Origin of the sequence: Methylobacter psychrophilus, from assembly GCF_025583945.1 — a bacterium.
GTDB lineage: Bacteria > Pseudomonadota > Gammaproteobacteria > Methylococcales > Methylomonadaceae > Methylobacter_C > Methylobacter_C psychrophilus.
Genome location: NZ_JAOEGU010000016.1, coordinates 1 through 12,548, shown reverse-complemented (window position 1 = coordinate 12,548; position 12,548 = coordinate 1). Strand labels below are relative to the sequence as shown.

The window sequence follows — 12,548 nt, the reverse complement described above, 5'->3', positions numbered from 1 at the left end:
ATGGAAAATTTCGCTGGCATCCTCATCGGCCGGTTTTGGCCGAACTGAGACCGTCAAGTTTGATAAAAAATTGAATGGAGTTGGCTCTTTGTTCAATGAGCAGGTAAGACCCTTACCGGATGCTCGTTATCTGTTGATGATTTTATAGCCAACACCTTTTCGGAGATGCTTGTTAAAGGTTCTTTACCTGTCCCAAAAAAGTGTCGAACTGAGATAGTCAATGCCTTATGCCGCTTAGAATCATTTAGAGGTTGTCAGGTCAAGTCCAGCTTCTAGATCTAATTGCGGCGGACAGGTTTCGTTTTTTGAATATCCAATCCTTGTTAACTTAATCCCCCTATGAGTTAGAAATGTGTGGCAGTCCATAATAAAATGGCTGCGGCAAAAATTGTCAGGCAAGCGGCCAGTATATTCATGGCACTTATACGGTAGGCATCGCGGACAGGTCGATTAATAACGCTTAAGGAGGCCGTTACTTCCTTTTTGATCGTTGCTACCAGTTCTTTTGCAGTCGCCTGCATCAATTGTTCCATTGATTCTTTACTGGCGCAGAGCGACACATTGAGTATGCGCTCTGCTTTTTCTTTGGCGTCAGTGCTCCACCTTAACGATAGGCCTTCCAACTCGGCTTTAAATTGATCCAATAGGTCTTGCTGGGCTTTCTGGCTATCTTGCATAAGTTTGTTATTGATGGTTTGCAAGATCAATATCGGATCGTCGCGACCGACGGCTATACCGTGTTTGACCGCTATTTCTTTAAGAAGCGCATCATTTTCTTCGCTCATAGTCTATAACACCGCTGCAGTTTCCATTTGCTCGAACAGTTGTTTTTGGATAATTTTTAACCGTTGCCGCATCATGATGGTATTGGTTTCAGTGGCGATGGCTTCGGCAAAAGTGTGCTTGTCTTGCAGCATCTCGCTAAGGTCACGGCCAAAGGTTTCTTCTTTTAAGGTAGGTATTTTTACGATAGCCGCCACCCGTGTTTTATGGGTTGTGTAAGCCTTCATTTGTTCAAAACTTTTGCCGCCGTCTTCAATAGGTCCCCAGAACGGATTAAGCCAGACTACGAAAACAGTTTCGTTAGGGTATTGTTGTACCAGTTGTCCAAATCCGGCAACCGTATCGATTAAGGCCTGGCCACCGGTAATAACGGTATGAATAATAAGTTCATGGCCCATTTCTTTGAGTAATGCCGGGACATTATTGGTTATGAGATAGTGAGATAACGGCACGAACGAACTGGCGCCGTTATCAATAATAATGTCAGTGTCGGTTGTGGCAATCATTTCTATCAGTTTATCAAAACGGCGTGAGTTGATTTCATCACCGTCCATTATGTCGAGCTTGGTAACGTTTAGATTTTGGTAACCATTCAATGTTGCGTTGACGGGGTCTGTGTCAACACAGGTCGGTGTTTGTCCTTTGCTTATTTTAAATTGAGCAAGCATGGCAGCGACAAAGGATTTTCCGACGCCGCCTTTTCCTTGTAAAACCATGTGTATTTTAGCCATTAGATATAGTCCTCTTTTTTGGGTGATGAATCGAAGATAAAGCCCTTGCTTATCTTCTCCGTAGCTTGGGTTTTTTGGCTGTCTGTCGTTTCGTCTTTTTTACAGTCACTTGGGTTTGTTGGCTTTATTGTCCGTTTTGGGCTTACTGATGCTGTTTGTGGTGACGGTGTTTGCCAGGCCAGCAGGTGAGTACGAAATGCCTGATAGCTGAAAGTGATCGCACCTTCGGCATGCAGGGTTTCCCATAGGTCTTTTATGGTCCAGTTGTCATCCAGTGCTTCTTGTAGTTCATCGCGGACACTGAGAAACTGGGCACGATTTCTGGCGTTCCGGCTCTGTTGTTTTATTTTTGCCCGCTCAGCGATACGTTCAGATAGTTTCTTTGTCATATCTTGTTGGGTAATTGTTTAGAACTTGTTTAAATCTTTCTTGAAAGTTGTTTATCTATTTTTTTCCGGTCTTAAAGCATGCAACAGTCTTGTTTTTTTTGGTTTTGCTAATTTTTTCATTCAATATATAATAAATCAAGTTTTATTATATTGAGAATAAAGATTATCAGCCTATTCTTTCTGGCGTAAAACCGGTAAAAGTCCGGGCAAGATGTGTGAAGTGCTAGCACCTGCGTAGCAGGCACCAGCATTTCACTTCTCCCTTATTCGCGCTATGCACTCAACGGGACATCTTGCTCTGCGAGGCCAACCGGCTGCCGCCAGTAAATGTGTATTAGAGGGGAAAATGAAACAAGATAAACTGCAGGAAAAGAAACCAACCCGAAAGGGAAGCACACCTATTGTTGTCCGGGTTACTCCAGACGAAAAAGCGGCAATAGCAGAATTTTCCAGACAAACCGGACGCAGCATGTCTGCCTATTTACGGATGCTTGGACTGGGTTATCTGCCGAAAAGCCTTGTTGATAATGACCGGGTTATGGAATTGGCGAAAATCAATGGTGATCTTGGCCGACTTGGCGGTCTTCTTAAGCTTTGGTTAACGAATGATGTTCGTACTGCCCAGTTTGGTGAGTCTACTCTTCGAGCCGCGCTAGCGCGTATCGAGGATACGCAAGACAAAATGATTGCGGTGATGAAGACGGTCGTTAGGCCGCGTGCAGAAAAGTAATTATTTTAGCGGATAAAATTTTTAGCGAGGTTACATGATTGCCAAACAGGTAGCCATGAAGTCGGTTAAGAAAAGTGATTTTGCCGAATTGGTTAACTACATGACCGATGAACAGGAAAAGAGCGAGCGTGTTGGTTTTGTGTCGGTCACCAATTGTGAGTCTGATCGACCTGATGCGGCTGTTCTTGAAATCATCAATACGCAGGAAAAAAACACCCGAGCTGAATCGGATAAAACCTTTCATTTAGTGGTGAGCTTTCCTGCCGGCGAACAGCCTGACGAGATCATTTTGACAGCAATAGAGACGAAAATTTGTGCTGGGCTGGGTTATGGTGAACATCAGCGTGTCAGTGTTGTTCACCACGATACTGACAATCTTCATATACATATCGCGATTAACAAGATACACCCGACTCGTTACACGCTCCATGATCCTTATTACAGTTACAAAGTGCTGGGGAAGTTATGTGAAAAGCTTGAGCAGGAGTATGGCTTGACTCAGGTCAATCATCAATCTTTAAAAGTAGGTAGTGAAAACCGTGCTAATGATCTGGAGCATCACGCCGGAGTTGAGAGTTTATTGGGCTGGATCAAGCGGGAATGCCTGGAGCAATTGCAAACGGCGACATCGTGGACAGATATGCATCGAGTTCTGCAGGAAAACGGATTGGCATTAAAAGAACGTGGCAATGGCTTGGTGATAACTGATCAAGACGGATTAATGGTGAAGGCCAGTTCAGTCGCCCGCGAACTGTCAAAAGCGACGCTTGAAAACAAGTTCGGTGCTTTTGTGCCGTCAGCTGACCAGTCTGACCATGCTGGAAGTCAAAAAAAGAACTATAAAGCCCGTCCGGTTCGTTCACATATTGACACTACCTTGTTATTTGCCAGATACCAAACAGAGCAGCAAGGCATGGGGGCTAAGCGTACCCGGGAATGGACGCTTGCCCGTGAGCATAAAAACAGACGGATTGAAGACGCTAGACGTTCGGCAAAGTTGAAGCGCGCGGCGACCAAACTAATGGGGCAGACAAGGGATGAAAAAAAACTGCTGTATGCAATGACCAGCAAGGCAATGCACAAGGAGGTCGAGCTTATAAAAGCACAGTACCGGCAAGAGCGAGTCAACATTTTTAAAAAATACCAGCCGCAACAATGGGCGGATTGGTTGCGTCGTCAGGCGACTGCAGGCGACCAGGATGCTTTGGCAGCACTTCGTGCGCGGGAGCGGTCACAAGGGCTTAACGGTAATACGATTAGCGCTGGTGACGGTCAGCGAATGCAGTCGGGAGTCAATGCCAACCAGGACAGCATAACCAAGAAGGGCACCATTATCTATCGATTAGGCGGATCGGCCATACGTGATGATGGCGATAAGCTTAAGGTGTCGAAGGAGGTCACGAAAGAAGGCTTGGACGCCGCCTTACGCCTGGTTATGGAACGCTATGGTAATAAAATCACGGTCACTGGCAGCGTGGATTTCAAAGCGAAGATTATCCAGGCGGCGGTGACCGCCAAATTGCAAATTACCTTTGCCGATGCGGTCTTGGAACGTCATCGGCAGGCTTTATCATCAGTAAACAACCTAACGGAGAGCAACAATGAATCAGCCGATGAGCGAAGAGCAAGAACTGGAAGTGGCGTTAGCGTCGCTGGATCAGGCGCAACCACTACAAGCACAACAGCAGGAGGCATCCATAACGAAAGCAACCCTGCCAGCTTCCCCGGGAAGCCGGACATTAGTCACATTGGGTGCCACCCGCCGCCCGAAAGTCGCAACCGCTTGCGAGATCTGTCCGATGTCGCTGTGGTTCGCTTCGCCAGAGGAGCTGAAATGTTATTGCCGCGCCATGTATCTGATCACTTGGAGCAGCAAGGAACCCAGTCAAATAACTCACTGCGATGGTCACTTTCTGGGGCAAGCGTAGCGACAGACGGATTAGTGGCCGCTAATAAATATATTGAAGAACGTAATAAAAAAAGGGTATTATTAGTCAATATATTGAAACACAGGCGCTATACTCACATGGATGTCGGCAGTGCGGTCTTTGCGGGACTTCGTAACGTCGAGGGCCAGGCTTTAGCGCTATTAAAACGGGGCGATGAAATACTTGTGTTACCCATAGATGAAGCAACTGTCCGTAAGCTGAAAAAACTATCCCTCGATGATCCCGTCACTCTGACTCAGCAGGGGGCGATTAAGACCACGAAAGGAAGGAGTCGATGAAAGATAAGTTTAATAATACGGTGGGGCCACAGGTACAGGCCTCGAAACTTAAAACATCCCGGGTTATTCCGTCTTTAGCTGTTGTCATGATGGTTGCAGGTCTTCAGTCAGCGACACAATATTTTGCCTGCGAATTTGGCTACCAATTGGTGCTTGGCGCTAATTTCAAGCATATCTATGCACCTTGGGCCATCGTGTACTGGGCTGAAAAATGGTTCGCACTTTATCAACACGCTTTTATGCGCGCGGCGAGTGTTGGCGTTACGGTTACAGCGGTTGGATTACTGGGTCTTGTCGTCACTAAAATGGTACAGGCCAATTCCTCCAAAGTTAACCCTTATTTACACGGTTCCGCCCGCTGGGCTAGTAAGCAAGATATTCAAAAGGCCGGTCTTTTGCCGAGCTCTCGTACGCTTTGGCAGGTCATAACCGGTAAAAATACGGCTCCGAATAATGGTGTTTATGTCGGTGCCTGGTTGGATAAATACGGTAAACAACATTATTTACGCCACAACGGTCCGGAGCATATTTTGTGTTATGCGCCGACTCGTTCCGGTAAAGGCGTTGGTTTGGTGGTGCCGACGCTACTTTCCTGGCCGCACAGTAGCGTGATTACCGATTTAAAAGGTGAGTTGTGGGCATTAACTGCTGGCTGGCGGCAACAGCATGGCAAAAACAAAGTATTGCGATTTGAACCAGCCGCCTTAACGGGCTGCATTTGCTGGAATCCGCTGGATGAAATCCGTATCCGCACCGAGTACGAAGTCGGGGATGTTCAAAATCTGGCGACATTGCTGGTTGACCCCGATGGCAAAGGTTTAGAAAGTCACTGGCAAAAAACGGCGCAAGCACTACTGGTCGGCGTAATACTACATGCCTTGTACAAAGCAAAAACAGAAGGCACACCAGCAACCTTGCCGGCTGTGGATGCCATGCTGGCGGCTCCTAACAGGAATATCGCCGAACTGTGGCAGGAAATGGTCACCTACAGTCATGTCGATGGTCGCAATCATCCGGTGGTGGGTTCAGCGGCACGTGACATGCTGGATAGGCCGGATGAAGAGGCGGGTTCCGTATTATCAACAGCCAAGTCTTATCTTTCCTTATATCGCGATCCCATTGTTGGCCGTAATGTTAGCCAGTCAGAGTTTACGGTAAAAGATTTAATGAATTATGATAGCCCTGTTAGTTTGTATATCGTTACACAACCTAATGACAAAGCCAGGCTACGGCCGCTGGTGCGCGTATTGGTCAACATGATTGCACGTCTGTTGGCTGACCGAATGGATTTTGAAGGGGGCCGTCCGAAAGCACATTACCGGCATCGCCTGTTGCTAATGCTTGATGAATTTCCCAGTTTAGGTCGCCTTGAAATTCTGCAAGAATCGTTGGCGTTTGTGGCCGGTTATGGCATCAAATGTTACCTGATCTGTCAGGATATTAACCAGCTCAAAAGTCGTGAAACCGGCTATGGTCAAGATGAAAGCATTACCTCGAATTGTCATGTCCAGAATGCTTACCCGCCTAACCGTATAGAAACCGCCGAGCACTTATCCAAGCTTACCGGGCAAACTACCGTTGCAAAAGAACAAATTACCACCAGTGGTCGAAGAACCAGTGCCTTGTTGGGGCAGGTATCTCGAACCATACAAGAAGTTCAACGCCCGTTGTTAACCACCGACGAATGTTTGCGTATGCCGGGGCCAGGGAAAGACAGCGAAGGACTTATCAATAAACCCGGTGACATGGTTGTTTATGTTGCCGGGTTCCCGGCAATTTATGGTGTTCAGCCCTTATACTTCCAAGATCCTGTTTTTAAGGTTCGTGCCGCCATTCAGGCACCGAAACACAGTGACAGGTTAAGGCGCGCGTATGCTCAGTCAGGGGAGGGCATTAAGCTATGAAGCGACTGACTTTGCTGACTTTATACGCTGGGATATCTGTTCTGTTGCTTGAGTATGGTGCTTATGCCATCGGGGCATGGGTTAATACCTCAAACAGTATACCGGTTGGCCTATATTGGCTGACAGAAAGACCTGTTGAGAAGGGCGCTTATGTGATTTTTTGTCCGCCGCCCAGTGACGCGTTCGATGAAGCCAAGCGCCGTGGTTACTTCAAGGCTGGTTTTTGTCCGGGTGCTTATCAATATCTGATGAAAAAAGTTTTAGCCGTTAAAAATGACAAAGTTAGCCTGACCAAAGAGGGTGTTCGTGTCAATGGTCAATGGTTACCGTTCAGCGTGCCACTTAACGCTGATAGCTATGGGCGGCCTTTGCCAGTGCTTAGAGCCGAGTATGAGTTAGGGGAAAGTGATGTGTTACTGATGACTGATGTTAGTCAAAAATCGTTTGATGGACGTTATTTTGGCCCGATTCAGCGATCACAAATACTGGGCGTTATTCGCCCTATTTTTACCTGGTAAGCAAGCCGTTTTAAATTGCCATATTAACCAATAAGGAGAAAGCGCATGACCATGAATGATAAAGAGATTAGCGCCGCAAATGCTCTTAATGAAAAATTGACTGACGCAGAAACGAGCCCAGGCTTTGCCGTAGCGTTTGATCCAGAGGAGGCCGAGCAAGCAGGCGCCTTTGACGAGGACGCGCTCAGTGCAACCGATGCCTTGGAAAGCAGTATCGATTGGGCTGAACGATCAGCCTGACTCCGTAACTTACCCCATCGTCGCTAACCCGCAGGAGGTTATTTCAATGGCTAAAAACAACAAACCGTTTCATGAAATCGTTGCCGAAAAGTTAATCAAGCAACTTGAGGAAGGTACTGCGCCCTGGCAAAGACCTTGGGATTCCGGCGAGTCCGGTGCCTTCCTGCCTTACAACCCGGTAACGGATAATCGCTACAAAGGGATTAACTCACTGTATTTATTAGCACAGGCGCGAGACGATCAACGTTGGATGACCTATAAGCAGGCTACCGAAGCGGGGGCTCAAGTCCGCAAAGGCGAGAAGGGTACCGGCATTCAATACTGGAAATTTGTCGACGAACACATCAAGAAAGACGCTGCAGGTAAACCGTTAGTCGACAGGGATGGCAAGCCGGTTAAAGACGTCGTCAAACTGGAAAGACCGCAGGTATTTTTTGCGACAGTGTTTAATGCCGAACAAATCGATGGCTTGCCGCCTATCCAGCGCAAAGAGCAAACCTGGAATCCTATTGAACGGGCCGAAGCGATATTAGCTGCGAGTGGCGTGCCCATTCATTACAACGGTAAAGGCCGTGCGTTTTACCGGCCATTGACCGATAGTATTCATTTACCGGATAAGGGGCAGTTTCCCAGCGCTGAAAACTTTTATGCAACCGCCTTGCATGAGCTTGGACACAGCACGGGTCACTCTGATCGGCTCAACCGCGATCTGTCTCACCCCTTTGGCAGCGAAGGCTACGCCAAGGAAGAACTGCGCGCTGAAATTGCCAGCATGATTTTGGGGGACACTCTTGGCATTGGCCACGATCCAAGCCAACATGCCGCTTATGTCGGTTCATGGATCAAGGCACTGAAAGACGATCCCCTGGAAATTTTCCGGGCAGCGGCGGATGCAGAAAAAATTCAGAATTATGTCTTGGCGATAGCGCAAAACCAAGTTCAGGAACACACTACGCAGCAAGACCCGGAGGCGGTAGAGGCGCCTCGCCAACAACCAAACCAAATCGACAATTTGCCGGCCAGCGAGGTAACCGTCATGACAGCAGCAGCAACAACAATTAATCCAGAGCAGTTGGCCAAATCAGTTGTTGAAGGCATTGAACGCGCAAAGTCTGGGCTGGTAGAGTGGAACCATTCAATTGCTCAAGGAATAGGGGAGGGCGCAGCCGCCGTTGTCATTGATTTAGTACAACAAGGCAAGTACGACGAGGCGCTTGCTCATTTACAGACAGTCGGGGCCATAGAAGCGACTCATTCGGATCAAGGGCATTTTGCTGAAATTGCCAACACGCTTGAACAAGGCTGGCGAGCTTGGCAGCAGGAAAACGGCGTAGGATCTGCGATTACACCAGCAATGCAACGTGCGTTTGCGGCTATTCCAATTGATTTGTCCCAGCTAGCCAGTGCGACTGCCGAGGATTATCAAAAAGCCGCAGTGTTAGCGCGACTTGAGGAACAGCGTGTTAAAAGTGATCCAAAGAGCACGGCTGAGGCTATTTCGGCAGTCAGGGAACAACGCAAAACTGCTGATTTAGCTGCCACCGTCCACGATAGCGATTTCCGGAAAAAAGTAATCGAGATCGAGCAGCAACAGCAAAAGTCAAAGACAAATGCTGTCCAGGCTACCACTAGCACCAGCCAGCAAGGAAATAGTCAAGACGACAAAGTCTACATTAATGTGCCTTTTCGCGAAAAGAATGCCGCCAAAAGCCTCGGGGCTAAATGGGATAGAGGTCAGCAGTCTTGGTATATTCCGGCCGGTGTCGAGCAAGCATTGTTCTCTACCTGGCAACCTTCAGTGGATGCCACGTTAAACGCTCAGGCTCAGACGACTATCAACACGGCAACTGATGAAGTAAGGGCGGCCAGGCAATATCTTGCGGTTCCTTACCGCGAACGGATGGCTGCCAAGGCTGAGGGCGCACTGTGGGATAAGCAGGCAAAGTCTTGGTACGCCTTGCCGACGGCGGATAGGGATAAATTACAACGCTGGTTACCGGAGAACGTGATAAATCAACAAGCGCCCGCCATGACACCGCGTGAGGAATTTGCCGAAGCGTTGCAGACAGCGGGTTGTGTCGTTACCAGCCAACACCCGGTCATGGACGGTAACAAGCATCGAATAAAAACCGTGGGTGATAAAGCAGGTGAACGCGCGGGGTTTTATGTCGGGCACCTGGATAGCCATCCGGCGGGCTATATTCAGAACAACCGGACGGGCGAGGTTTTGAAATGGAAAGCCAAGGGTTACTCGTTAAGCGCAGAGGAAAAGGCAACATGGCAGGCCGATAGTGCCGCCAAGCTGCAACAGCGTGAAGCCGCCCAGAAAAGCCAACAAAATGCGGTGGCAGAAGCGCTTCGAGAGCTATTGGCTATCGCGCCTCCAGCGCCGGCAGACCATCAATACTTACAAACGAAACAGGTCCGTCCCGGTGATTTGCGGATTGTACCGATGCATGGCAGTGCCTTACCTGCCGATTCAGCTGTGATCATTGGCAAGACGTTGCAGGAGTCCACCGCATTACGTGCAACAAATCCGGATAAGTTGGTTTTTACGGCGGGTGATTTACTACTGACCGCTCAAGATGTGCACGGCGACATCCGGTCCGTGCAAGTCATTCAGAAAAATGGCAGGAAACGCTTTGCTGCCGGAGGTGCCAAACAAGACACATTCCATGTTGTCGGTGGGCAAGGCTTGGACGCACTTGAAAAAGCGCAGGCTATTGTTATCGGCGAAGGTTACGCGACGGCGGACACCCTATCGCAAGTATTAGGCTATGCCACTGTCGCCGCATTTGACAGTGGCAATCTGCCGAACGTGGCCAGGCAGCTACGCGAAAAATTCCCCGACAAGCCATTGGTTATTGCGGGCGACAATGATGTCCATCTGGCGTTGACCGAAGGTAAAAACCCCGGCAAAGAAAAAGCCTTGGCAGCAGCTAAAGCCGTTGATGGAATAGCGATCTTTCCGATCTTCGCCCCTGATGAACAAAGCTATCCGGAGAATCTGGAGCCGGTAACGCCGTCAAAAGCGCGATCCGGCAGTTTGACCGATGAGCAACAAGAAGCGATTGCCAAAATGAAGCACTACACTGACTTTAACGACCTGGTAACCAACAGCGTATTAGGTCGTGAAGGTTTGGAACGTCAAGTAACCACTCGGCTGAACAACATTATTGAAGGCCACAGAAAACAGCTGGTGGCGCAACAGAAGCCAGAGCAGGAGCAAGAACAATCCGAAAAGTTTGAGCAACAGTATCAACGCAAAGTTATAAAAATTTGATGTCCGGGCTATAAGTTGTTGGTAAGTTAAGCAAGGCAAGGCAAGGAAATTCATTACCAGTCGATGGATTTTGATCATTGACTCCATGCCCCGTTCTTAATTACTGCTGACCGGTAGCCTGAAGCCTGCTAATGTGCGGGGATAAACGAAGCTCAACTTTTATTCTGGAATGCACATGAACGCTAATAATTTTTTTACTTCCGCTTATGGTGTACGGATACCTTGGATTATTTACGGTACGGCCTGGAAGAGAGATAGCACGGCGGCACTGGTAGAACAGGCGATCAGTCTGGGTTTTCGTGGTATTGATACGGCCTGTCAACCCAAACATTACAACGAAGCCGGGGTCGGTGAAGGCGTGGCCGCCGGCCAGAAATTCGGGATAGACCGTTCCGAGCTTTATCTGCAAAGCAAATTCACGCCGTTGACCGGCCAAGATCCGGCTCAAGTTCCTTATGATGCCAAAGCCGGTCTTAGTGAGCAAGTAGCGCAATCATTCCAGACTTCGCTGAAAAATTTGCAAACCACTTATCTGGATTGCCTGGTACTGCACTCAACGTTGGCAAGCCAGGCGCAGACAATGGAAGTGTGGAGGGCAATGGAACAGATTTTTGACAACGGCGCTGCCAAGCAACTAGGCATCAGTAATTGCTATGATCCTCAACAGTTGGAGTTTTTGTATCGAAATGCCAAGGTCAAACCGGCGGTTATCCAAAACCGTTTTTATGCCGACACCAAATACGATCGTACTATCCGCGATTTTTGTCAGCAACAACAGATAATATATCAAAGCTTCTGGACGCTGACAGCCAATTCCAAGGTTTTGGCCCACGACACGTTTCAAGCTTTGGCGGCGAAATATCAGCGTAGTGTTGCCCAACTATTTTTCCGCTATTTGAATCAAATCAACATTATTCCCTTAACAGGTACCACATCGCAAACCCATATGAGAGAAGATTTGGCAATTTTAGATTTTGAACTGACCACCGATGAGTGTGAGGCAATAAAGACTTTGCTTTAAAGCCATTCCTTGCCCATGGCTATAAACCTGATGGGTTTAGAGTAGATTTAAATCCCTCGGCAACTTTTCAGTTCGCTTCATAAACCCTGCTAAAAATACAGGCAAAGACTGTTAATCTCAGAATGCCTTAATAATTTAAAATTAATCTTATTGCTACACGAAAAATGTCTCAGTGCCCCGTCAGTAAAGGTATACAATTTAAGACGATTTTAATACCAACGGTAGAATGCGAGGTTAAAGCGCCTTAAATTATGTCTTATTATTGGTTCTTATAAACTTTTAATTTAAATAAGACATAAAACTGGAATGCTTACGTTCGGCCTATCTGGTATGGTGCAGAAAAAATTTGTCGCAGTATTCTCCTCAATCCGCCATTGGATCATCTGGAAACAAAAGCACCTCATAATTCCGCGCACCGTGCAAAATGTGGATGATCTCAATGAGGTCTTCAAGAACACGATAAAAAATTAGGTAATCCCGATGTACACAACGCCGAATCCCATGGTGCTCATAACGCGGAATCAATGGGAAAGCGCGGGGCATGTCAGCAAGATCGGCACAACGTCCAAGAAGTTCATCAACGAAAGTTGCCGCCCGTTCGGGATTATGCGGACGGATAAACTCGCCGATCTCCATCAAGTCGGCCTTGGCCTCGTCCGTGACAACAACCCTCATGATTCAAAGTGTCTCCGTAATTCCTCGCGTACCGTTCCGATTTCTTG

Annotated in this window: 11 protein-coding genes; 7 read left to right on the top strand and 4 right to left on the bottom strand. The window is 47.8% G+C overall.

Features of this window, described 5'->3' with window-relative positions:
* Positions 1 to 344: 344 nt before the first annotated feature.
* From N7974_RS09695 to N7974_RS09685, 3 genes are read right to left on the bottom strand one after another with little or no spacing between them, the layout of a single operon-like run.
* The gene (locus tag N7974_RS09695) at positions 345 to 785 is read right to left on the bottom strand and encodes a conjugal transfer protein TraM (RefSeq protein WP_262965419.1); all 441 of its coding nucleotides are present in this window, start codon (positions 783 to 785) and stop codon (positions 345 to 347) included.
* Between the two features lie 3 nt (positions 786 to 788).
* Positions 789 to 1,514, bottom strand: a complete 726-nt coding sequence (locus tag N7974_RS09690) for a nucleotide-binding protein (RefSeq protein ID WP_262965418.1) — start codon at positions 1,512 to 1,514, stop codon at positions 789 to 791.
* Positions 1,514 to 1,903 (bottom strand): TraK family protein, encoded by a 390-nt coding sequence (locus N7974_RS09685; RefSeq protein WP_262965417.1) that lies wholly within the window; start codon positions 1,901 to 1,903, stop codon positions 1,514 to 1,516. Before N7974_RS09685 ends, N7974_RS09690 begins: the two co-directional genes overlap by 1 nt.
* Positions 1,904 to 2,249: 346 nt before the next feature.
* On the opposite strand from N7974_RS09685, the gene traJ reads away from it, so the two are divergent.
* The 7 genes from traJ (at position 2,250) to N7974_RS09650 (ending at position 11,826) form a co-directional block, all read left to right on the top strand.
* Positions 2,250 to 2,633, top strand: a complete 384-nt coding sequence (gene traJ, locus N7974_RS09680) for a conjugal transfer transcriptional regulator TraJ (protein ID WP_262965416.1) — start codon at positions 2,250 to 2,252, stop codon at positions 2,631 to 2,633.
* A 34-nt stretch (positions 2,634 to 2,667) separates the two neighbouring features.
* Positions 2,668 to 4,860 carry a TraI/MobA(P) family conjugative relaxase gene (gene traI, locus N7974_RS09675; protein ID WP_262965415.1) on the top strand — a complete coding sequence of 731 codons (2,193 nt, stop codon included), beginning with the start codon at positions 2,668 to 2,670 and terminating at the stop codon, positions 4,858 to 4,860.
* Complete coding sequence (locus N7974_RS09670) at positions 4,857 to 6,764, top strand: type IV secretory system conjugative DNA transfer family protein (RefSeq protein ID WP_262965414.1); 1,908 nt, start codon at positions 4,857 to 4,859, stop codon at positions 6,762 to 6,764. Before traI ends, N7974_RS09670 begins: the two co-directional genes overlap by 4 nt.
* On the top strand, positions 6,761 to 7,282 hold the full coding sequence (traF, locus tag N7974_RS09665; protein WP_262965413.1) for a conjugative transfer signal peptidase TraF: 522 nt from the start codon (positions 6,761 to 6,763) through the stop codon (positions 7,280 to 7,282). The genes N7974_RS09670 and traF overlap by 4 nt, the downstream gene beginning before the upstream one ends.
* Before the next feature lie 45 nt (positions 7,283 to 7,327).
* Positions 7,328 to 7,522, top strand: a complete 195-nt coding sequence (locus N7974_RS09660; protein ID WP_262965412.1) for a conjugal transfer protein TraD — start codon at positions 7,328 to 7,330, stop codon at positions 7,520 to 7,522.
* A 46-nt stretch (positions 7,523 to 7,568) separates the two neighbouring features.
* Positions 7,569 to 10,805: a zincin-like metallopeptidase domain-containing protein gene (locus N7974_RS09655; protein WP_394813093.1), complete on the top strand. Its 3,237-nt coding sequence runs from the start codon at positions 7,569 to 7,571 to the stop codon at positions 10,803 to 10,805.
* A 175-nt stretch (positions 10,806 to 10,980) separates the two neighbouring features.
* Positions 10,981 to 11,826, top strand: coding sequence for an aldo/keto reductase family protein (locus tag N7974_RS09650; RefSeq protein ID WP_262965411.1), 846 nt, complete (start codon positions 10,981 to 10,983; stop codon positions 11,824 to 11,826).
* A 363-nt stretch (positions 11,827 to 12,189) separates the two neighbouring features.
* Here N7974_RS09650 and N7974_RS09645 read toward each other — a convergent pair whose 3' ends face one another.
* Complete coding sequence (locus tag N7974_RS09645) at positions 12,190 to 12,501, bottom strand: type II toxin-antitoxin system RelE/ParE family toxin (protein WP_262965410.1); 312 nt, start codon at positions 12,499 to 12,501, stop codon at positions 12,190 to 12,192.
* Positions 12,502 to 12,548: the final 47 nt, after the last annotated feature.

What these genes read in the sequence shown, in the direction of transcription:
- traJ (WP_262965416.1), top strand. Translation starts at nt 2,250, where the DNA reads ATGAAACAAGATAAACTGCAGGAAAAGAAACCAACCCGAAAGGGAAGC.
- N7974_RS09670 (WP_262965414.1), top strand. Translation starts at nt 4,857, where the DNA reads ATGAAAGATAAGTTTAATAATACGGTGGGGCCACAGGTACAGGCCTCG.
- traI (WP_262965415.1), top strand. Translation starts at nt 2,668, where the DNA reads ATGATTGCCAAACAGGTAGCCATGAAGTCGGTTAAGAAAAGTGATTTT.
- N7974_RS09685 (WP_262965417.1), bottom strand. Translation starts at nt 1,903, where the DNA reads ATGACAAAGAAACTATCTGAACGTATCGCTGAGCGGGCAAAAATAAAA.
- N7974_RS09660 (WP_262965412.1), top strand. Translation starts at nt 7,328, where the DNA reads ATGACCATGAATGATAAAGAGATTAGCGCCGCAAATGCTCTTAATGAA.
- N7974_RS09645 (WP_262965410.1), bottom strand. Translation starts at nt 12,501, where the DNA reads ATGAGGGTTGTTGTCACGGACGAGGCCAAGGCCGACTTGATGGAGATC.
- N7974_RS09655 (WP_394813093.1), top strand. Translation starts at nt 7,569, where the DNA reads ATGGCTAAAAACAACAAACCGTTTCATGAAATCGTTGCCGAAAAGTTA.
- N7974_RS09650 (WP_262965411.1), top strand. Translation starts at nt 10,981, where the DNA reads ATGAACGCTAATAATTTTTTTACTTCCGCTTATGGTGTACGGATACCT.
- N7974_RS09695 (WP_262965419.1), bottom strand. Translation starts at nt 785, where the DNA reads ATGAGCGAAGAAAATGATGCGCTTCTTAAAGAAATAGCGGTCAAACAC.
- traF (WP_262965413.1), top strand. Translation starts at nt 6,761, where the DNA reads ATGAAGCGACTGACTTTGCTGACTTTATACGCTGGGATATCTGTTCTG.
- N7974_RS09690 (WP_262965418.1), bottom strand. Translation starts at nt 1,514, where the DNA reads ATGGCTAAAATACACATGGTTTTACAAGGAAAAGGCGGCGTCGGAAAA.